Origin of the sequence: Paenibacillus sp. FSL F4-0236 (genome assembly GCF_038000135.1) — a bacterium.
Lineage (GTDB): Bacteria > Bacillota > Bacilli > Paenibacillales > Paenibacillaceae > Paenibacillus_AQ.
This window is the reverse complement of record NZ_JBBOBK010000001.1, coordinates 494,947-517,376: the sequence shown is the minus strand read 5'-3', so window position 1 is coordinate 517,376 and position 22,430 is coordinate 494,947. Positions and strand designations below refer to the sequence as shown.

21 protein-coding genes are annotated in these 22,430 nt (G+C 39.1%); all 21 read right to left on the bottom strand.

Translation table 11 applies throughout. The annotated features are described in order from the left end of the window. Positions 1 to 5: 5 nt before the first annotated feature. The 21 genes from cobA to NSQ29_RS02280 all read right to left on the bottom strand — a co-directional run bounded on the left by cobA (position 6) and on the right by NSQ29_RS02280 (position 22,416). Positions 6 to 1,553 carry a uroporphyrinogen-III C-methyltransferase gene (cobA, locus tag NSQ29_RS02380; protein WP_076300730.1) on the bottom strand — a complete coding sequence of 516 codons (1,548 nt, stop codon included), beginning with the start codon at positions 1,551 to 1,553 and terminating at the stop codon, positions 6 to 8. Positions 1,554 to 1,558: 5 nt separating this feature from the next. Beyond that, positions 1,559 to 2,512 carry a hydroxymethylbilane synthase gene (gene hemC / locus NSQ29_RS02375; RefSeq protein ID WP_339266742.1) on the bottom strand — a complete coding sequence of 318 codons (954 nt, stop codon included), beginning with the start codon at positions 2,510 to 2,512 and terminating at the stop codon, positions 1,559 to 1,561. 443 nt (positions 2,513 to 2,955) lie between these two features. Beyond that, on the bottom strand, positions 2,956 to 3,603 hold the full coding sequence (locus NSQ29_RS02370) for a precorrin-2 dehydrogenase/sirohydrochlorin ferrochelatase family protein (protein WP_341124308.1): 648 nt from the start codon (positions 3,601 to 3,603) through the stop codon (positions 2,956 to 2,958). 5 nt (positions 3,604 to 3,608) lie between these two features. After that, positions 3,609 to 4,436 (bottom strand): cytochrome c biogenesis protein CcsA, encoded by an 828-nt coding sequence (gene ccsA / locus NSQ29_RS02365; protein WP_341126719.1) that lies wholly within the window; start codon positions 4,434 to 4,436, stop codon positions 3,609 to 3,611. A 5-nt stretch (positions 4,437 to 4,441) separates the two neighbouring features. After that, on the bottom strand, positions 4,442 to 5,839 hold the full coding sequence (gene hemA / locus NSQ29_RS02360; protein ID WP_341124307.1) for a glutamyl-tRNA reductase: 1,398 nt from the start codon (positions 5,837 to 5,839) through the stop codon (positions 4,442 to 4,444). Between the two features lie 466 nt (positions 5,840 to 6,305). Continuing rightward, complete coding sequence (locus tag NSQ29_RS02355; protein WP_341124306.1) at positions 6,306 to 6,950, bottom strand: YdcF family protein; 645 nt, start codon at positions 6,948 to 6,950, stop codon at positions 6,306 to 6,308. A 3-nt stretch (positions 6,951 to 6,953) separates the two neighbouring features. Further along, positions 6,954 to 7,949 carry a dTDP-glucose 4,6-dehydratase gene (rfbB, locus tag NSQ29_RS02350; RefSeq protein WP_341124305.1) on the bottom strand — a complete coding sequence of 332 codons (996 nt, stop codon included), beginning with the start codon at positions 7,947 to 7,949 and terminating at the stop codon, positions 6,954 to 6,956. A gap of 28 nt (positions 7,950 to 7,977) precedes the next feature. Further along, positions 7,978 to 8,538, bottom strand: a complete 561-nt coding sequence (gene rfbC / locus NSQ29_RS02345; RefSeq protein WP_341126718.1) for a dTDP-4-dehydrorhamnose 3,5-epimerase — start codon at positions 8,536 to 8,538, stop codon at positions 7,978 to 7,980. Positions 8,539 to 8,558: 20 nt separating this feature from the next. Beyond that, positions 8,559 to 9,437, bottom strand: a complete 879-nt coding sequence (rfbA, locus tag NSQ29_RS02340; protein ID WP_341124304.1) for a glucose-1-phosphate thymidylyltransferase RfbA — start codon at positions 9,435 to 9,437, stop codon at positions 8,559 to 8,561. A gap of 95 nt (positions 9,438 to 9,532) precedes the next feature. Next, positions 9,533 to 10,783, bottom strand: a complete 1,251-nt coding sequence (locus NSQ29_RS02335; protein WP_341124303.1) for a glycosyltransferase — start codon at positions 10,781 to 10,783, stop codon at positions 9,533 to 9,535. Then, positions 10,783 to 12,063: an O-antigen polymerase gene (locus NSQ29_RS02330; protein ID WP_341124302.1), complete on the bottom strand. Its 1,281-nt coding sequence runs from the start codon at positions 12,061 to 12,063 to the stop codon at positions 10,783 to 10,785. Before NSQ29_RS02330 ends, NSQ29_RS02335 begins: the two co-directional genes overlap by 1 nt. Next, the gene (locus NSQ29_RS02325; protein ID WP_341124301.1) at positions 12,063 to 13,514 is read right to left on the bottom strand and encodes a lipopolysaccharide biosynthesis protein; all 1,452 of its coding nucleotides are present in this window, start codon (positions 13,512 to 13,514) and stop codon (positions 12,063 to 12,065) included. The genes NSQ29_RS02330 and NSQ29_RS02325 overlap by 1 nt, the downstream gene beginning before the upstream one ends. Positions 13,515 to 13,654: 140 nt before the next feature. Next, positions 13,655 to 14,734: a glycosyltransferase gene (locus NSQ29_RS02320; protein ID WP_341124300.1), complete on the bottom strand. Its 1,080-nt coding sequence runs from the start codon at positions 14,732 to 14,734 to the stop codon at positions 13,655 to 13,657. A 56-nt stretch (positions 14,735 to 14,790) separates the two neighbouring features. Continuing rightward, positions 14,791 to 15,765, bottom strand: a complete 975-nt coding sequence (locus tag NSQ29_RS02315) for an SDR family oxidoreductase (protein WP_341124299.1) — start codon at positions 15,763 to 15,765, stop codon at positions 14,791 to 14,793. A gap of 2 nt (positions 15,766 to 15,767) precedes the next feature. Beyond that, on the bottom strand, positions 15,768 to 17,090 hold the full coding sequence (locus NSQ29_RS02310) for a nucleotide sugar dehydrogenase (protein ID WP_341124298.1): 1,323 nt from the start codon (positions 17,088 to 17,090) through the stop codon (positions 15,768 to 15,770). Positions 17,091 to 17,120: 30 nt separating this feature from the next. Next, positions 17,121 to 18,227, bottom strand: coding sequence for a glycosyltransferase family 4 protein (locus NSQ29_RS02305; RefSeq protein WP_341124297.1), 1,107 nt, complete (start codon positions 18,225 to 18,227; stop codon positions 17,121 to 17,123). Then, positions 18,224 to 19,333 carry a DegT/DnrJ/EryC1/StrS family aminotransferase gene (locus NSQ29_RS02300; protein WP_445739152.1) on the bottom strand — a complete coding sequence of 370 codons (1,110 nt, stop codon included), beginning with the start codon at positions 19,331 to 19,333 and terminating at the stop codon, positions 18,224 to 18,226. Before NSQ29_RS02300 ends, NSQ29_RS02305 begins: the two co-directional genes overlap by 4 nt. After that, positions 19,287 to 20,003, bottom strand: a complete 717-nt coding sequence (locus NSQ29_RS02295) for an acetyltransferase (RefSeq protein ID WP_341124295.1) — start codon at positions 20,001 to 20,003, stop codon at positions 19,287 to 19,289. Before NSQ29_RS02295 ends, NSQ29_RS02300 begins: the two co-directional genes overlap by 47 nt. Before the next feature lie 30 nt (positions 20,004 to 20,033). Next, the gene (locus NSQ29_RS02290) at positions 20,034 to 20,651 is read right to left on the bottom strand and encodes a sugar transferase (protein WP_341124294.1); all 618 of its coding nucleotides are present in this window, start codon (positions 20,649 to 20,651) and stop codon (positions 20,034 to 20,036) included. A gap of 47 nt (positions 20,652 to 20,698) precedes the next feature. Next, entirely contained in the window at positions 20,699 to 21,727 is a 1,029-nt protein-coding gene (locus tag NSQ29_RS02285; protein WP_341124293.1) for a stalk domain-containing protein, read from the bottom strand. A 2-nt stretch (positions 21,728 to 21,729) separates the two neighbouring features. Next, a complete protein-coding gene (locus NSQ29_RS02280) occupies positions 21,730 to 22,416 on the bottom strand; it encodes a hypothetical protein (RefSeq protein WP_341124292.1) in 687 nt (228 codons plus the stop codon). Positions 22,417 to 22,430: the final 14 nt, after the last annotated feature.

Below are 22,430 nucleotides of genomic sequence, written 5' to 3'. Positions count from 1 at the left end.
TGAAACTAATTGATTCTAGTCTCCGCATTCCATCGACAGAGTTCCTGCACCAGACTATTAATAGTTGCTTCTTCAGGTAGCAGTCCCGGGGTAAGCCCCGCTTCCACGGCAGTCTGCTCGGTTAATGGCCCGATGCAGGCTATTTTCACGTTAGCTAGCAATGGGAGTGGATCTTCGAGCCCCATTCTTTTCAGAATGTGGATGAAATTGCGCACCGTTGAAGAACTGGTAAAAGTCACCGCGTGAACGCGCCCCTCCTCCAGCAGCTTCAGCAACTCGTCGTCATCCTCACCCGTCACAACCGTCTCATAGGTATCGACGTCTGTGACTTGAAGGCCAAGCTCTCTCAGCTTGTCCGGCAGCCAGTCGCGCCCCAGATCGCCGCGCGGCAACAGCACGTTCTGCCCCGGCAGCAGCTGGGGACCGAACTTCTCAATCAGACCTTCCGCCTGAAACTTCGCCGGAAGCTCCTCAGCAATCACCCCGCGCTGCGCCAGCGCGGCGGCTGTACCCGGCCCTACCGCTGCAATCCTTGCCCGGTGAAGCCCCCGAATGTCCGCCCCCTGCTCCGCCAAGTGGCGCCAAAAAAACTCCACGCCGTTCGGGCTAGTGAAGAATACCCAGTCGTACGATTCCAGCGCGCCAAACGCTGCTGCAATCTTCTCCTTCTTCTCTGCGCCTTCCGGCATGATCGTCTCGATCACCGGGAACTCGTAGGGTTCCCCGCCGAGTTCCTCAATCATATCCACCAGCTCGCTCGCTTGGCTGCGAGCCCGTGTTACCACGATGCGTTTGCCGAACAACGGCATCGCCTCGGCCCACTTGAGCTGCTCACGCTGCAGCACCACGTCGCCAACGACGATGACGGCCGGCGGCTGAAAATCCGCCGCCTTCACCTTCGCCTCAATATCGGCGAGGGTTCCCGTCAGCGTCTCCTGATCTGCGCGGGTACCCCAACGCACCAGCGCCACTGGTGTTTCTGGCGGGCGCCCATGCTTGATCAGCTGGGCGCTGATATATCCTATTTTAGCTACGCCCATCAGGAACACTAACGTCCCCGTGGCATTCGTTACTTTATCCCAATGAATGGAATGATCCAGTTTATCTGGACTCTCATGTCCGGTGATAATCGACAGGGAAGAAGCATGATCGCGGTGCGTGACAGGTATACCCGCATAAGCAGGTACGCTGATCGCCGACGTGATACCCGGTACGATTTCGTAATAGATCCCATTTTTGCGCAGCAGCTCCGCTTCTTCACCTACGCGGCCAAAAATCGTAGGGTCCCCACCCTTCAGCCGCACCACTGTTTTCCCCTGTAAAGCCAGATCAACTAACAATTGATTAATCTCTTCCTGCTTCATCGTGTGGCGATCCGGCAGCTTGCCAACATAAATCTTCTCGCCGCCGGGCTTCATGCATTTCAGCAATCTAGGACTTGCCAGCCGATCGTACACCAGCACGTCGCTTTTTCGAATACACTCGAGGCCTTTTACAGTAATCAGCTTTGCGTCCCCGGGACCTGCACCTACCAAATAAACCTTCCCCGTCAATCCCCTCATCCCCTAACGTCTGACAGTATCTTCTCCGCTCCTCTTGCAATCAGCTTCTTAGCGACTTCTTCGCCGAGCTGTACCGGGTCTACCCCAGTGCAAGTTTCTTTCAAAATCGTTGAACCGTCAGGTGTTCCCACCATTCCGGTTAAGGAGATTATTTTGTGCTCCGCAGTAGTGGCTTCCGCGGCTGCGTCAAGCACCGCATAAGCGCCAATTGGCACTTGGCAGCCGCCGTTCAGCGCGCCAAGGAACGTACGCTCCGCCGCCACCGTCAACGCTGTATCGGCGTCGTTGTATAACGCCAGCAGCTTCCGCAGGTCGGCGTCATCTGCGCGGCACTCGATGCCGAGTGCGCCCTGCCCTACAGCGGGCAGGCAAACTTCCGGCGGCAGGTAGGCGCTCACGCGATCCTGCCAGCCCATGCGCGACAGCCCCGCGGCTGCAAGCAGGATCGCGTCGTATTCGCCGCTCTCCAGCTTGCCCAACCGCGAGTCAATGTTGCCGCGCACGGGCTCAATGACCAGATCAGGCCGCAGCGCAGCTAGCTGGCTGGAACGGCGTAGGCTGCTTGTGCCTACGCGTGCGCCCTGAGGCAACTCGTCTAGCGAGACGCCTCCGTTAGAGATCAGTGCATCGCGCGGATCGACGCGCTTCGGCACAGCACCGTTGATCAGCCCCTCCGGCAGCTCGGAGGGCATGTCCTTCATACTGTGCACCGCCATGTCGATTTCCTTTTCCAGCATGGCCTGCTCGATTTCCTTCACGAACAACCCTTTGCCGCCTACCTTGGACAAGGTGACATCTAGGATGCGGTCCCCTTTGGTAACAATCTTTTTCACTTCAAAAGTGAATCCAAAACCATGCTCCTCGCTCAGTCGCTCCAGATCCGCAATCACGTGCCCTGTCTGCGTCAGCGCAAGCGCACTCTGTCTACTCCCCACAATAATCTTACGCATTGTCCATTCCTCCTGATTACGTCTGCCTCTTACTCTTCACCATAGACCGTATATTGTAATCCAAACTAACCAAAAGCTACTCCGCACTATTAAAGGGCATTTTTGCCCTTTATTTAGCTCCTTCGTCGGTTATAGCTCAATTTAGGGGTATTTTTACTCCTCTTTTGGCTGATATGAGCGTTTTAGTGCAATTCAGGGGTATTTATACCCTTCATTTATCTCTATCGGCGACTATTACTCAATTAAGGGGTATTTTTGCCCCTCTTTCGACCATTTCAGCCACTTTCGCTCAATTCAGCGGTACTTATACCGCTCTTTCAACCATCCCAGCTACCTATTGCCGTACTCATACCACAATCCGAACTATCCCGACCAGTAGCTATTTTTACTCATATCATTAATCTAACCTAGTTTTGTAATCTTCACAGTGTCCACGCGCACTTTTACTCTACCCGATGACTAGCAATCCAAGCATCTATATCCTCCGGGCTCCACGCGATAAAGCTACCATTCTTCATCTCATTCAACACATCGAGCGTCCCAAGCTTCCGCAAAAGCCTTCCACGAACTTCAGCAGAAGATTCTTGTTCCTTAATCCGGGTTCGCATGGTATGTATAAAATCCAAATATGGCTCATACGCCGCATCCAGCGCCTCTTCAAGCACACTTTTAATCTTCGCAGCCGCAAGCGGACCAGCACCCGAAGTAGATACAGCTACCGTCAAACGCCCCTTACGTACAACTCCGGGCGTGATAAAATCCCCCGCTTCCGCATGGCTAGCCACATTCACATGAATGCCAAGTCGCCTAGACTCCTGCGCAACCTCTTCATTAACTGCTCTATCGTTAGTGGCTGCATATACGAGAAAGGCCCCACGGAGATCTCCGGGAGCATAAGGGCGGTCATGCCAGGTCATGAGACCCTTTTTCACTAGAGAGGCAAGCGTATCTGTCAAAGAGGGACTAATCATCTTAACCACCGCTCCAGCTTCCAGTAGCCCACTCACCTTCCGTTCAGCCACGGCACCACCGCCAATAACCACAACCTGTTGCTTTTCACAATCCAGCATTATGGGCAAATACCGAGTCATGCTCTTCACTCCCCGCTCCAACCGTGAAAACCAGATAAAGAATTCAACAAAAAATTCAAGATAATAAAAGCATATCCTAAAATCGCCCAGCGAGCCATACTTACTCCACTTTTCCGCCCGGATTTCTTAAATATAATATAAAATATGTAAATTCCAAGGCCAATAAGTGTCGTTAGTACTTTTAAATCCTTCAATAATAGTGTCCGTCCCTCAGAAACAATAGATAAGCTAGCCACCACCAGAGAGATTGCCAGCAAAGGAGTCCCCACCAGAATAGCGGTGTAAGAATATTTATCTGTAGTCTCTAAGTTCGGTAAACGACGAATTCGGTCACTCCATTGCTTACTTTTGAGTCTGGTGTGCAGGAATAAGTACAATATTGCAAATACCGTCCCAAGTGTCAGTGCGGCAAAACTCAAATTGGCCAAAATTACATGCATTGTCAACCAGCCATACACCGAGCTCCAAGTCTCAAGCGTATGTCCCCCCGCCGTCAGCCACACCCGATTTAGGAGAAAAACACAGAATCCAGCCATACTAAGCAGCAGAATCGTAAACTCCCCTCCACGTGTGAAAGCCACCGCAAGCGAAGTCAACACAATACTAAATGCAAACCAGAACAAGAAATCATAAGGTGTGAAAATGGGCAGTCCCTTTTCCTGAGAGAAACGAATCCCGAGTCCTGCAGCTTGCAAAAGACCCACAACAACAAGAAGCCCCGTGCCTAACCGCTTCCCACTCGGGTTGCGATAAAGGCAATCCGAGAAAACAAACAGCAGGCTCAGGGCATATAGCAGCAGAGCGGCATCATATATTCCGTTCAGCAGTTGCATATCACTCACCTACCCAACAGGCCTGCCGGAGCAAGCACCGTCTTAGGCACAGAAAAATCGCCGCTACCGGCAGTACGTTCTGTGGAACTAGACTGCTTAACCGGGGCGGAATCTCCGCCATCTGAATTGGATTCGAGCTGTTCCTGTAGCGCAAAGATTTTGGAGAAATAATCAAGCGCTTCATTTCCCTGCTTACCACCGGACATCTCTTTAATTACATTGATTGGATCATGCATCATCTGGTTCACAATGCTTTTGGTCAAACGACGAATCACCTTGCGCTGATGCTCGTCCAGCTCAGGCAGCTTATTAAACAGACTCTCCATCGTTTCCTCATGAATCGCATTCGACTTATCCTGAAGCGCCCGGATCACCGGTCTTACGCCAAGCGTCTTAAGCCACAGCTGGAACTCATCCATTTCCTCGCTGATCATTACTTCAATCTTCGCAGCTTCACTCCGGCGCATTTCCAGGTTACTCTCCACTATGCCCTCCAGATCGTCAATATCATACAAAAAAACATCTGGCACATTAGCCGACGCAGGATCAATATCACGGGGTACAGCTATATCAATCATAAAAAGCGGCCGCGAAGGGCGACGCTTCATAGCATTCGCTACCTGATCTGCCGAAAGTACATACCCATCAGCTCCCGTTGAGCTGATCACGATATCTACTTCATTAAGAGTTTTTAACGCATCTTCAATCGTGCTCGGCTTACCCGAGAACTTCTCTGCCAGTTCAATCGCACGTGACAGCGTACGGTTAGCGACAATCACCTCAGCCGCACCACTACTATATAAATGCTTTACAGTGAGCTCGCTCATTTTGCCGGCGCCGAGAATCAGCACTCTTTTACCAGTGAACATACCAAAAATCCGCTTGCCCAGCTCCACTGCCGCATAACTGACAGATACTGCGCTTTCGCCGATTGACGTTTCACTATGTGCTCTCTTGCCGAGTGTCACCGCTTGTTTAAATAACCGATTGAACCAAGTTCCAGTTACACCCTCAGCCTGAGCCGTGAGAAAAGAACTTCGCACCTGTCCCAGGATCTGCGTCTCGCCAATCACCATGGAATCCAGGCCGCAGGTCACGCGGAACAAATGCGCAATCGCCTGCTCGTCTTCATATATATACATATGCTGTGCAAATTGCTCGTTTTTCACTCCAAACCACTGCTCCATAAAGCCGCGGAGGAAATAACCTCCCATATGAAGGCGGTCCATGACCACATAAATTTCCGTACGGTTGCAGGTGGCTACTACGACCCCTTCCAGCACACCCTTCGTCTTCATCAGTTGATGAAGCGCTGCCGGAAGATCACTCTCCGCAAAAGCAAACTGTTCCCTAACCTCCACGGGAGCCGTACGATAATTCAGGCCAACGACGACGATGTGCATCGATAGTTCACCATCCTAGTCTCTATTCATTACTGTGTACAGTTATATTAAAGAATATTTTACATAATATTCACTTTCACAACATCTCAAAACACTGTGTTAAGTATATCACACGAAAATACGACTTTTTATAGATTTTTTGAACGCTTTATGAAATCCAGATAATAATTATTATAAATAAAAAACCGCAGGTTCGCTACGGTTAGGATGGGTTATTTTGTGATTAATTATTAGTTGGTGGAAGTGGGTAGGGAATAATATGAGATATTAATTCTAAAAATCGTCTTATATCCTCCAATAATACAGCCCTGAATCAATGAGTCAAAATTTCTCGGGTTTGGTAACTTTTATTGAGGCTACTTCTCCACTTTTTACAAAATGTGAAGATAAATGATGAGCCAAAAGAAAAAGCTTTACCAATGGGGAAAAGTTTGAATCCTCGTTGCTCATTTAGCCTTTGGTGAGATTAACGAAACCAGTTCTTAATCTGATCAAGAATACTTTTTGCCTCTGGCCCATTGTAACCAAAGGTGTTGCCGATCATTTTTACATACTCGTTGAACGTTGTTTCCCTACTCTTTCGGTCACTCCACCAGCGTTTAGCGTTATATCCTGATGCAGGACCCACATACGTCAGCTCAATCTCCGATTTTTTGTACACACGACCAAAAAGAAATTTCACCCTCCGCATGTGAAAGTCAGAGGAAACAACAATCGCAGATTTAAAACTGTATTCTTTCATTATAGGAAGAGTGTACTCGGCATTCTGATGAGTGCTTTTTGCCACATTCTCAGTATAAATAACATCCTGGGGTATGCCTAAGGCTAGGGCGGTTTGGACCATGTCACCCGATTTACTCGTTGCCTCTTTAGCATTGGAAAGAATTACATAAGGAGCATAGCCTGCTTTATATAACTCAGCAGCCTTTTCCACACGACCTTGGCCTCCGCTAAGTACGATGATTACATCTGATTGTTTGGGAGGGTCAGATAGAGCTAAGAAGCGGCCTGCACTGAAGAAACCAGTAATTAACAATAGTAAGCATACGAAAAGGACCAATCTTTTATTCATTAAATTACCTTTTCTTTTCTTAACCGTTAATTCGTGCATAAATCACTTATGCGATTCGTTACTAAGGATTTGTTGCCACCATTCAGCATTATCAATATACCATTGGATCGTCTGCGCAATTCCGGTCTCAAAAGTATAAGTTGGCTTCCAACCTAAATTCTCAAGTTTCGTTGGATCAATGGCGTAGCGTTTATCATGTCCTAATCTATCTGTTACAAATTCAATCAAATCTTCAGATTTCCTCAAGGTACTGATAATCGTCTTAACTACTTCAAGATTAGTTCTCTCATTATGACCACCTACATTATAAACTTCACCGCATACTCCTTGGTGCACGACAAGGTCAATGGCCGCACAGTGATCCCAGACATGGAGCCAGTCGCGAATATTTTTTCCATCTCCATATACAGGAACCTTCTCTTCGTTTAATACTCTTGAGATGGTTAGTGGAATCAGTTTTTCAGGAAAATGATACGGGCCGTAATTATTCGAGCAGCGTGTTATGTTCATTGGTAAACCAAAGGTCTCATAATACGCACGGACTAGTAAATCAGACGCCGTTTTACTAGCACTATAAGGACTGTTAGGCTGCAAAGGTGTTTCTTCGGTAAAAAATACAGTAGGATCAAAATCGAGTTCGCCATACACTTCATCCGTAGAGACATGGAGGAATTTAGTAATGCCAAATTTTTTAGCTGCATCCAATAGTATCTGTGTCCCCATAACATTCGTACGAACGAATATCGCAGGATCAGTAATTGAGCGATCCACATGACTCTCCGCAGCAAAATGAACAACATAATCGAATTTCTCCAACTCAAAAAGAGACAATATTGCCTCTCGGTCAGCAATATCAGCTTGAACAAACCGATAGTTGGATTTGGACTCAATATCCTTATGTTTTGTTAGATCACCCGCATAAGTTAGCAAATCCAAATTCACAATATCATAATGCGGATATTTATCTACCATATACTGTACGAAGTTGCCTCCAATAAATCCGGCACCACCCGTAACCAGCATCTTTTGCTTACTCAATGAACGCACTCCCGATCTATTAGCTTTATTAGTTATTGTAAAAAAAATTCAAATTAGCCTCTTTTAATAAAGGCGCCTTCTCATCTTTGGCAGATAATACCGGTGTAATATGAAGAGGCCATTCAATGCCAATAGAAGGATCATTCCACAGAATACCACCATCACATTCCGGGGCATAAAGCTCATCGCACTTATACTGAACCTCTACGTCTTCTGTTAGCGTCATGAATCCATGAGCGAACCCTTTTGGAATAAGCAGTTGCTTCTTGTTCTCAGCACTCAGTTCAATGCCAAACCATTTACTATAAGTAGGACTACCTTTTCTGATATCTACGGCTACATCAAAAATAGCACCACGTGTACAACGAACCAGCTTTGTCTGTGCTTTAGGATGTAATTGATAATGCAAACCACGTAATGTTCCTTTAGTTGCAGAGTAAGATTGGTTATCTTGTACAAAATCCATCTCAATACTGTGCTCTTTAAACTTAGCTCCGCTATATGTCTCCATAAACCAACCTCGGTGGTCCCCAAAAACAGCTGGCTCAACGACTAATACGCCTTGCAATATGGTTTCTGTAATTTTCATCGCTGCCACACTTTCAGTTATTAGTATTGTATTTTACCTGTAGCTACCTTCATCAAGTATTGACCATACCCAGTCTTACTCAACTTCTCCCCGCAATTCCACAAATGTTCTTTGGTAATCCATCCATTAATATATGCAATTTCCTCAGGAGCGGCGATCTTGATTCCTTGATGATCTTCAATAGTCCGTACAAAATTAGTTGCGTCGACAAGACTTTGATGAGTTCCGGTATCTAACCAGGTAAATCCCCGACCTAGAAGTTCCACATCAAGCTGACCAAGATTTAAATAAGCTTCATTAATGGAGGTAATCTCAAATTCCCCACGTGAAGAGACCTTAACATTCTTAGCAATTTCAATAACTCTATTATCATAGAAATATAGACCAGTAATTGCGTAGTTAGATTTCGGCTCAGTTGGTTTTTCTTCCACGCTCAATACTTTTCCATCATCATTAAATTCCACTACACCAAAACGCTCTGGATCTTGTACATGATAACCAAATACAGTAGCTCCTCGCTCTTTAGAAGAAGCACGTTGTAGCATTTTCCGCATTCCATTTCCATAATAGATATTATCGCCAAGGATCATAGCAACCGAATCGTTACCAATAAAAGACTCACCTAAAATAAAAGCCTGAGCTAAACCGTCAGGACTTGGTTGAACTATGTATTGTAGAGATATACCAATTTGTGAACCGTCACCTAATAAGCTTTCAAATCTAGGTGTGTCCTCTGGAGTTGAAATAATTAGAATCTCTTTAATGCCCGCTAGCATTAATGTGGAAAGTGGATAGTAGATCATTGGTTTGTCGTAAACGGGGAGTAGTTGTTTACTCGTAACCATTGTTAATGGGTATAGCCGCGTGCCACTGCCGCCTGCTAGGATAATGCCTTTCATAACATCCCTCTATTTCTAAAAATAGTTATTAATAATCAGGTATAACTTTTAAAATCGAATTGTACTAACGAATAAATCTATGATTAAACTCTTTTTTATAATAATCTTACCATAATCTCTGATAATTCTTTAACTCGATTTTTCCAGCTAAAAAGATCATTGGCCGTATTTCGTTTTTCATAACTAAATTTTGATTGTAATTCTAATAAAACTTCCTGAATGGAAGATTGACTATTTTCAACTTTCCAATATGTTGTACCACTTTCTTTAAGAATTTCATCAACTGAATCTTTCTCACCATTCAAGTTAGATAAATATATAATTGGAGTTCCACTACCAATATAATTAAATGTTTTTCCAGGAACTTGAATATTATTATTATTTCCAAATAGTAGTAAATAATCAGCGGTACATAAATACTTCATACAATCTCTGTGATTCATCCATGGATGAAATTTAATCAAATCATCTAGTCCCATATTTTTCACAATATCCAAAAAATCTCTGTTAAACACTCCAATAAATTCAAATGAACATTGCCTTAAATGACCACTTTCATATAATTTCTTTAATGTAAGAAAAAATAAATTTGCATCTCTGCTCTCGGGTTCTAATCTTCCAGTATATAGAAAACGAACTTTTTCATTGTTTGCAAGAGGCACCGGTAAAGAAAAATCATCCTTGTCATATCCCATGGGAATCACTTTCAATTTACTTGGCTCAACTTTATATTTATCAATATAAAGTTCTTTCGTCAAATCTGTTGTTACGCTAATAATATTTGAGTTTGATATAACTAAAGATTCGAGGAATCTTTCAATTAAATACCTTACTCCTTTTCTGGGATTTCCGGGATCGTAAACCCATGGATCGCCATAATCAGCTATTAGAGGAGTTTTCCACTTTTTCGAAATAAAAAGTGCGATTAGGTGAGATGTATAGGGAACGGCTGAACTTAATATAATATCGGGTTTCTTTTTTATTTTCTTTCTTATAAATACGTCGACCAATGCTCCTGGAAGCCATTCAATATAAGTATCAGGGATAAGCAACTTCTTTTTCATACTTTTTTTTTTACTCCCTTTAACAGTTCCTGAAACAGAGCGTTTTTTTCTATATGCATATGCATGTAATGGACCAGGGAACGATCTTGTAAAAGACACGTGACTTGGAATACTTTCTTGTAATGAATTATCAATTAGTGGAGTTCCAGGATATATTCTTGTGGTTAATATTTCAATCTCCCATCCTAGCTCAGCTAATTCTTTAATAAAGTATTTAATTCTTGTAGCATGAGAACCACCATTTGGTGGAACAGCTTGCGCCACTATTAATACACGCGGCATTATTCCCCCACCTTACTTTCTTTTTTTTTATCATTTTTTTTAAAAACAACCGCTAAAAATAGTGATAGCGTAATTAAGAAAAGAGAATTGTAAGTAATCCATACATTCTCTCTAAATGAAAAAATCACTCCCATCAGCAAATAACAATATATATATAAAATACTGAATTTCTGGATATTCAAACTATCTTTCGAATAACGCGTCTTATAAAATAAATACGTTATGACATATGCTACTAAAAATATGACAAGAAATGATCCCCAAATTCCGAAATCCATTAAAAAATAATAGTTATAAGGTACGGTATTAAAAGGAATTGGAATATTTACAAAAGCTATACTCATATCAACATTATTAAAATGATATCCTATTGAATTAAATATATTATAAAAATTTGCAAAAGACATATTGCCATTATCTTCTCTTTTTATATTCATTAATATTTCAAATGAGGGAATGTTACCAGTGATATATACGTATATATCTTTCAACCCTCCAAGCAAACCATTGCCCATACTTTTATTCAGCATAAACTGTGAATATGAAAATAAGAACAATAAAAACATAGATAATGAGAACGTTTTTATTGTGATTCTAATTTTTTTCGTGATTAATAATATTAAAAGTACCAAAATAGCTGTTTGAAATAATAAAGCTCTCCTAGGGGACAGTAAGAAAAAGAATTCGACAATGCTAAGAAGAATAATTATTTTTTTTCTGTTTTTTGGAATAAAAGATATTATATATACATTAAAAGGTATGGCTATTTGTGGTAATGTATATAATCGACCCATAAGACCTCCAAATTGACCCAAATTACCATAAGCCACTTCATAGTTCCACTGTCTAAATACCCCTATAATACCAGATCCTAAATTTACGGATTTTAAAACTAGGCTTATATAGCTTAAATATCCAATACCACTTAGCAGAAAAAATAGATAAGATATATAAACTACTTTTTTGGAATAGTTAGGATTATGTGGAGTAGGAGTAGGGTTAAGAACTGAAATATTAATTTTGTTTCGTGAATGGAGTAGCATAAGAGTAGCAGTTATACTTCCTAGTGCAAAAGCAAAATGTATAACTAAGAAATTGAACCATGCTTCCTTAGAGATCTTGATATATCCAATTATGGAGAATATATCATCAAGGCACCAAAGTCCAATAACCAACAACCATATCCCTACATAAACCAGCAAAGGATGATACGGATTTTTTTTCCACAGAAAGACGACTGCAATAAGGAAAACAATTATGACAAATAATACTAACCACATTAATATACTCCATTCCTTTGTTTAACTAATGTTTTTAGTTTTCTCCAATAAAACATTAACAAATATGATATATATATTGTTAAGTACACAATAAATAAAACTAACTTATTAACTATTGTTCCACTGCTAAAACCACATTTTGTAATTAAATAAATACCAATAAGCCCCAAAATTAAAGCTAAAAATATATTAATCCAGATTTTCCATGGAATTATCCATGGAAGAAATTTTTGAGATCCGTAGTATACAAGCCCACTATATAGTAAATAACTTATTAAAGTCGCCCAAGCAGCCCCCACTATACCAAATATTGGGACAAATATTAGATTCAAAAAGATATTTACAACTGCAGTAATTATAGAGTAAATCATCATCTTGAACGTTTTATCAGAAACTTCATACACTTTATGACCATATATGGATAATTGCCATAATACAAATCCTATAGATATAACACCTATCAATTGGTTACTAGTAGCATATTTATTGTTGATAAGAAGTGATACTATTTCATTTCCTATCAAAAAAATCAAAACTATAACAGGTATTGCTCCTAACAAATAATAAGTTGTCATCTTTGAAATAAGATTTTGTACTTTTGAACTTTCATTTAATTTTTTATATTTCATTATGATAGGGGACAAGGCTAATATAAAGGGTGTACTTACTAGTCCAATACCTCCATATATTAAAGTATAATTTGCAGAATATATCCCTACCTGCTCTGAACTATAAAAAAAGCTAATAATAAATCTATCGCCAGAATTCAAAAGTTGAGCACTCAGAAAAAACATAAGCATTGGGAGTCCATAAGAGAAGAAAGCTTTGATTTGCTTGTTTGTCTCTAAATGATTATAAGATCGTAATGCTTTAAGCAGATCAAATTTTATATACATAAACATAGGAATAGTAACGATAATTAAAGCTAACATATTTCCAACCAGTATTTGCTGCGCTGAGTTTTCTAATAACCAAATAAGAAATATCGGAATGATTAACTTTAGCACAGAGAGTAATAAATTAAATAAACTGTACATACCTGCCTTCAATTGGCTCTGTAAAACAACTAAAAATATAAAGTAGAAGATATTAAATATAGTAGAAAATACTATAATTCCATATAAATAAATATTTGAAAAGAATATAGGAGTTAACAACAAAGAAATAACTAGTATTATAACTAATAATAAAAATAAACTAATAAGAATAGAATTTTTTATATTTATTACCTTATCATCTTCCTCCACCCCTGGTAAATATCTTGCGATCGATTGTTTTAACCATTCTGCGAATACAGACGTTAATATGTTTATAGCCGAAAGTCCCAACATATAAATTCCGTATTCAGATGTTGTTAATATCTTTGTAAATACTATTGTCGAAAGAAGTGTTAATAAAGCAGGTATAAGTGTTCCTGGGATATATCGAATAACTTGTTTGATAATACTCATGATTTTTCCACCTTAAGTCTTTCTACTAAACGGAAATCAATTTTACACTCATTTTCCACTAAGAAATCTGATTCCTGCTAAATTTCACGCGAAACTTCCAGGAAATTAATATATATTTCCGTAAAAGTTTATTTTACTTATTAAAATAATTTATTTAATATATATTTTTGTATTTTTTTCGAATTAAAATTTTCAAGCCAAAGTTCTCTTGAGCGTATAGAGTAACCTTCCCATATATCAACTTCCGAACCCAGACTAACTATAGCATCTACCCATTCAGTCTTAGTGTTAATTAGAATACCGTTTCCTTTAGTAACAACATCTTTATTCATTCCCACATTGGATACGATAACAGGCAAACCACATCCTATAGCCTGAACTGCTTTAAAAGCACATTTGCCTAGAGTTAACTTATTTTCTGATAGCGGCATTATTCCAATATGGCTCTTAAGCATTTCGCTAAATGCCAAGGATCTACTCCATTTAATATTATCAACTATTAGATATTTAGTTTTAACCCCTAGCTCTCTATCACTAATAACTCTAAGAATTACCTTTTTATTTGGTATTTTCATCGCTGCTTTATCAAGTTCAATAATTATTTGTTCCAAGAAAATCAAATTACTTTTAGTCCCTACCCATACTAATATCAGTTCATCATTAAATTTTCTTTTTCTTTCTTCATTAATATTCTCTAAGTGTATATTTTCCATCATTTTGTCAGTTGTATTTAAAACTAAAATATTTTTATTTTCTTTCACTTTAGATTCCAAAAAACGGTTACCCACTATAACTAAATCCGCATATTCATTGAGTAATTTCCCTTCAAATTTTGATATTTCCTTGGCATCAAATATGTTATCATCAAAATCCCAATAAACTTTATCTGCTCTTCTAATGGCCCTACCTAATAAAAGTTTCCCGAGAGGTGTTATTGTTCTAGGAAAACATTCTCTTTGAACAAATACTTTATAAGGGGCATTTACTGTAGAAATTTTTAAAAGCGCTATAATCCTCCGGAAATATCCAGGTATAAAAGAAAACAGTATTAAATAAATCAAATTAATAATACGATTTTTCGCCTTAACTTCATAAAATAAATTTGATTCGTATTCAATGATTTTACAATTCACCTCTATAGATTCATCTATATATTGATAAATTCTATAATATGTACTAGGACGATATTTTTTATTTCTTACAAATATATAAGTTCTCATTCTTCCCCCATTTACTAGTTAAAGAAATAAATTCAACGTCATTTTTAAACAATTTATCACAGATTAAACTTATACCAATTCACTGCCAATTCAATACCAGAATTAAAATCATACTCCGGATTATATCCTAAAAGTTTTTTCGCTTTAGATATATCTGCATTCGAATGCTTAACATCACCAGCTCGGTCTGGTCCGAAATTAGGTTGAATATTTTTTTCTAACAATTCAGATAGCTTATTATACAAATCTACCAAGAACACTCTACCACCAAAGGCAATATTATAAACCTCGCCTGCAGCCTCCTTAGGAGCAAGCATCCCTTTTAAGTTTGCTTCTATTACATTTTCGATATAAGTAAAATCTCTTGACTGTCCTCCATCACCATTTATAGTAGAAATCTCATTATTCAATAGTGCTTTTACAAATTTAGGAATGACAGCAGCATAATAACCGTGTGGATCTTGTCTTCTACCAAAGACATTAAAATATCTAAATCCTACTGTTTCTAGTCCATATATCTGAGTGTACAATCTTCCATATTCTTCACCAACTTTTTTAGTGAGTGCATAAGGAGACAATACCTTACCTACCCTATCTTCAACCTTAGGAAGATTTGGTTCATCACCATAAACTGAGGAACTAGATGCATAAACAAATTTCTTTGCTTTATTTTGTCTTGCTGCTTCCATCATATTTAGTGTACCCTTTATGTTAATTTCCTCATAAAGAAGCGGCATTTCAATACTCCTTGGTACACTTCCCCATGACGCTTGGTGTGTAATAAAATCAATACCCTTGCATGCTTGCATACAAGTATCCAAATCTCTAATATCCCCTTCTAAAAGTTCAAATAAGGGGTTTTCTAAGAAAGGAGCTATATTCTCTCTCTTTCCTGTAGAGAAATTGTCTAGACATCTTACAAAGTATCCCATATCTAAAATAGCTTCACATAAATTAGAACCTATAAATCCAGCTCCACCAGTAACTAAAAATCTACTACCTATAGGAAACTCCAAATTTTTATATCCCATTTTTATAATCTCCAATATCGGTAATTTAAGTTTTCTGTTTCTATTCGATCTAGTACTGCCTTTACATCAATAATTATTTTTTTGTTATTGTCTACTTTTTTAAATAGTTTATCTAAATCATTTAAATCCATATCCAAAAACTGTTTATGTGATACCGCAATAATAATGGCATCCATATTATTTATATCTCTAATATCCGTGAATTTTATCCCATATTCTCGTTCTGCTTCTAAACTATCTGCAACTGGGTCATAAATAACAGGATTTATTTTGTATTCTTTTAATTCATTGACTATATCAATAACCTTGCTGTTTCTTGTATCAGGGCAATCTTCCTTAAATGTAAAACCTAATATTGCAACCTTTGCGTCATGTATGGACAAATCTGCTGTAATAAGGTTTTTAACAACATTCTCGGCAACATACTTACCCATTCCATCATTTATTCTTCTCCCAGATAATATGATCTGTGAATGATAACCCACTTCTTCTGCTTTATAAGTCAAATAGTATGGATCCACGCCAATACAGTGACCCCCTACTAATCCAGGACTAAAATTCAAAAAATTCCACTTGGTTCCTGCTGCCTTTAAAACAGCTTCCGTATCAATCCCTAGTTTATTAAATATTATTGAGAGCTCATTCATAAAGGCTATGTTGATATCTCTTTGCGAATTTTCAATTACCTTTGCTGCTTCAGCAACTTTGATACTTTCCGCTTTGTACACTCCTGCTTCTATAACCATACTGTATACATTTGAGATTTGTTCTAATGAATTCCCATCCATCCCTGCGACTACTTTTACAATAGTTTCAAGCCTATGTAATTTATCTCCTGGATTAATTCTCTCTGGAGAATAGCCAACTTTAAAATCAACACCACACTTTAAATTGGAAGTTTCCTCTAATATTGGTACGCATATATCCTCCGTCACACCTGGATATACAGTAGATTCAAAAACGACAATTGAGCCCTTGGTAAGATTTCTCCCCAACGTTCTACTAGCAGAGATAAGTGGTGTTAGATCAGGAGTTTTATCCTTATTTATAGGTGTAGGTACTGCTACTATATGAAACTTTGCATTTTTCAAGTATCTTTCTTCCCATGTGAAATATGCTGATGTTTTAGCTATTTCTTCATTTCCTACCTCTTTGGTTACGTCGATTCCTTGTATGTACTCCTCTACCTTACTACGTGAAATATCAAACCCTATAACATCTGCTACTTTAGCAAAAGCTATGGCGAGCGGCATACCTACGTAACCAAGCCCAATAATCGATATTTTTTCTTCCTTGCTTCTAATACCCTCGTATAGTGAAGTCATATAAGTCCTCCAAACAATTTTATAAATCGATCAAGATTCCAGTCCTAAATGTTTTATTATACTATCATTTACTTTTATTACATCGTACTTCTGTTTACATATATTAAGGCTTTCCTTTGCTTTGCTCTTCAGATCATTTTGATTCTCTATCAAATAAATCATTGAATTAGCAAGACTTTCGACATCTTTAACAGGAACCAGAAAGCCATTTAGACCATCAACTACTGTTTCACGACACCCAGGAGCATTCGTTGTTATAATTGCTCTCCCCATTGCCATTGCCTCCAACACCGTCCTAGGAGTTCCCTCTCTATAAGAGGGGAGGACAAATACAGATGATTGCTCAAGAAATGGTCTAACATCCTTAGTTTCACCAAGATAATTAACAATGTTAGAAACTATATATGGTTGTATGTCATCATAAGCTAACGCATTAGGATTCACATCAAATGGTCCGACTAAAGAAAATTCAACTTTAGGATAAGTTTTTTTCACTATTTCAGCAGCTTTTAAGTATTCTATTACACCTTTGTCTTTGATAATTCTACAAATCATTAAGAATGATATATTTTTAGGTAATGGTACAGGATGAAAATGAGCTAAATTCACACCTGAGCCATTAATTAGACCTGTCTTCCCACTACTAACAAGTTTACTAGATACAAATTCGTTTAAATCATCTGGATTTTGAAATAAAACCTTATCGCAACTTTTCAATGCGCTCCGATATAAAAATTTACTTATAGTCTTAACGATAAAAGCTTTAAAACCACTAGCTATAAAAACATAGCCTAGACCAGTTAGCATTGAATAAATTTTCCCCACACCTGCTACACGCGCTGCGATAGAACCAAATATAACCGGTTTAATAGTGTAACTAAAAACTACATCCGGTTTTTCTCTCTTAATTAATTTATAAATTTCCTTTATAAGAACAATATCATTTAATGGATTAGTTCCAGTTCTTACAATTGGAAGTTGTACAAATCGGGCTCCTAGTTGCTCTATTTCTGCTTCAAATCCAGTTTCGGGCCCTACACCAACTACTTCATGTCCATTTTTCACAATCGCTTTTATTAAGTCTCCTCTAAAGTTAATTAGCGATGGTGTATAACCAGCAATTATTAAAACTTTCATTTAATAAGTACAGAATCGAAAACTTCACTCAATATATTCGCAACTCTTCTAATATCATCTTGAGACATCCCAGTTCCTGAAGGGAGACAGATACCTGTTTCAAAGAGACTTTGAGATACATCTTCAGCATGTCTAAAATAATGATAATTTTGAAATAGAGGTTGTAGGTGCATTGGCTTCCAAACAGACCGGACTTCTATGTTGTTTTTTTCAAATTCATCTAAAATAACTTCTCTAATGCTAGGGTGCTTGGAAAAAATAGTGAACACCGACAACCAATAATTTGGTTCACCTGCATCATCTATAGGCATAAATGCAATCGGTAAGCTTTTCATTAATTGGTTATATTCTAAATTTATAGATTTCCGATTCCTTATAAAGCTATCTAGAGCTTCCAACTGCCCCCGCCCGATTCCCGCACAAATATTGGACATTCTATAGTTATAGCCAACTTCTTTATGCTCATAATACCTTGAAGCTTCTTTTGACTGTGTAGACCAAAAACGTATTTTCTTTATAGCCTCTTCGTCATTGGAAACAACCATGCCACCACCTGAGGTAGTAATAATCTTGTTACCATTAAATGAAAAAATACCAATATGACCAAATGAACCACATTTTTTCCCTTTGTACGTTGCACCTAGCGCTTCTGCTGCGTCCTCTATAACTGGAACATCATACTTTTCACATATCGGAAGTAGCAAATCATAATCAGCACTCTGACCATATAAATCAACTATAATAACTGCCTTAGGCATTTTATTTTCTTTTTTAGCCCACTCAAACGCTTTCTCTAAAGCAATAGGAGACATATTCCAAGTTTCTGGTTCAGAGTCAATAAAAACTGGATTAGCATATTGATATAGAATAGGGTTACAGCTTCCTGCAAAGGTTAGGGCTGAGCAAAACACATAATCTCCTGGACCGACACCAAAATACTTCAGTGCTAAATGAATACCTGCTGTGCCAGAAGATAAAGCCAATCCATGATCTACGCCTACGTACTCGCATAATTCTTCTTCAAATTTATCAACATTTGTCCCCAGGGGAGCTATCCAGTTAGTATCGAACGCTTCTTGTATGTACTTCATTTCGTTCCCACTCATATGAGGGGGGGATAAAAAAATCCTTTCCGACATCGCTTTTCATCTCCAAGTTTTTCTTTATTTTTGCAGGCACTCCTGCCACCATTACATTGTCCGGTATATCCTTTATTACTATGGTTCCAGCAGCTACAATTACATTAAATCCGATAGTTACATTATTTAGCACTTTAGAACCTACACCCAACCAACTACAGCTTTTCACATGAACAGTTCCACAAACATTAACACCTGGAGAGATGTGCACCCCATTTTCTAATATACAATCATGGTCTATAGAAGAAGAAGTATTTAGAATACAACCTTTACCAACTTTAGTACTAGCATTTACTACTACTCCAGCCATAATGACACTGCCTCTTTCTATCTGGCTGAATCTGCTTATTGTACTAGATGGATGAATGATACTCGGAATTTCATAGCCTGCACGTTCAAGTCTTTCCAGCCATATCATTCTTGTCACATTATTTCCTATGGCTACAAACGCTGCTGAATAATCTTCTCTATGATCCATATAACTTTCAAATCCACCCAATACAGCTTTCCCCAATACATCATTAAGCTCTTTATTATTATCTAGGAAGGCTATTTCATCCCAATTGCCAGTACTCAACGCCGCATCAGCAACAACCTTGCCATGCCCACCTGCTCCCAAAATCAATAACTTAGACATCCATACTCACCCAGCTTTCGCTCTTTCTACTTAGATATCTAGTGTACTTCCAGAGAACATCGGCATCGTATCATTCTGAGAATTATTTATTCCTTCTCTTACTAGAACGTTTTTTATGGTTTTAAAGACAATTTTAGTATCCAAACTGAGACTAATATGATCTACATACCAAACGTCATATTGAAATTTTTCTTCCCAACTGATGGTATTCCTACCGTTCACCTGGGCCCACCCAGAAATGCCAGGGACCACTTCATGTCTACGATTTTGTTCAGGAGTATAATGTTTAAGATATTGCACTAGTAAAGGACGGGGACCAATAAAGCTCATGTCGCCTTTGAGAATATTGAATAATTGCGGTAATTCATCTATACTACATTTCCTCAAAAAGGAACCTACTCTAGTCATTCTTAGTATGTCAGGTAATAGATTTCCATCTTGGTCAATCTCTAATGACATTGTCCTGAACTTATACACTGTAAATATCTTTCCCATCTTACCAGGTCGCTTCTGACGAAATAAAACAGGACCTTTCGAACCAATCATGATAGCTATTGTTGCTGCTAACATAATAGGTGAAGATAAAATGATTAAAAAACAAGCTGTGATCCAATCAAGTGTTTTTTTTACAACTAAGTAAGGCTTCATCTATCCCTCAACCTCTACATTTATATTGATAAAGAAACAGCGGATATTTAATCCGCCATTCCCGCAGCCAGATCTTTCCCTAACTGAAGCTGTGATTTAAATTCACTTTTATATTGACTAATAATTTCTGTACTGTACCCATTGCTGTTCAGTTTTTGTTCAGCATCAGCAACTATACTATTGAAGCTAGCAGTGAATGAGGCTAGTTGTTGTACCCCTTTAGCTTTTATACTTTTCTTACTCGCCTCATCTGTTGCTCCAACATACTCAAATGCAATACTCATTAATGTCGATTGACTTTGATTTTTAAGCGCCGTAAGCTTAGCTTCTGTGTCACTAGTGATAGTTTCATATGAAACCTTTCCAGTTCCTGCAGAACCACCACCTGGTGCACCTGTTGTATCCGTTGGCACTGGTGTCGCTACTGGAGATGGGTCCTTGCCATTGTCATTGTTTGTCGACCCATTAGGGGCTTGTTCCTGATAAGCCTTGGAAGCTGCAGTAATGGTCTTCGTCTTCTGATCCCAGCTAATGTTATGACCTACAGATTCCGATAAAAAACGTAGAGGCACATATAAAGAACCATTCAGGATGAAGCTGGATTGACCTGTAGGCAAAGCCTTGATTGCATCGTTAAATACATAACTTGCCTTAACTTGATTGAGGACAATATTCTTCGCTGCTGCTGAAGTACTATTCCCGTTCTTTGCATTCATTAGATATTCTTTAATCACAACAAGCTCTGAGCTGCTAGGCTCTGCTACGGTAACTTTAACGTTTTTAGCATCCCAAGCTACACTCTTCTGTAAAGCATATGACATAAAGCGCAATGGAACATAAGTTGTATTGTTGTACATGAATACATACTGGCCTGCTGGTGGCTGAATACTCACGCCATCAAAAATCATATTCACGGTCATGCTCTGCACTTTAACCGTAGGATTTGCAGTCTTAGTCGTTGCACTTGGAATCACCGCCGCTGCCGATACAGATATAGGTGCGGATGCTGTTAATGGTGCTAAACCTATTGAAGCAACTAATGATAAAGCTACGACTGATAGTGTTGCTTTAGTCATATTTATTCACTTCCCTTTTCTTTAGCTTTTAATTGTTCTTCTTCGGTAATGATTTGGTCACGTGTCTTCCCTTGACTAACGCCGTACTTCTTAGCAATTTGAGAAAGCTCATTGTATTGCTCTGTAGATACTTTACCTAGGATGATACTACGTGCTTCACGTTTCTCATCAGTCGTTAAGCCACCCTTTGCCAAATCTTTAAGACGATTAATATCTGATACACTAAGTTGACCAAGTACGATAGAAGCTACATCAGCTTTATCCTTAATCGTTACATTCTCTTGAATTTGCTTAGCTTTATCCGTGGAGACCTGTGCTGTATAACCATCTTTTTGTTCTGATGATGGAACTTTGGTCGGTTCACTAGTAGTAGAAGCTGTTGTTTCTCCACTAGGTTTATCGTTATTGTCACTACTTTGATTACTACTTCCCTCATCATTTGCTGGTGGAGTAGTAGGTACCGCGGACTCTACAGGTTCGACATTACCATCATCAACTGTATCAGTTGGAGCTGTTCCTTGATCTTGACCACCACCAACATTATCCTCAGACTCCAGATCAAAGCCATCTGCCATTGAATTCATCAGCTTATCCACAGCATAATTAGCAGCGAACAGACCACCTACACCCAGAACTACAATGATTGACAGCGTCCATAAAAGGATCTTTTTCCATCGTTTATTGAACATTTAAGTATCCCCTT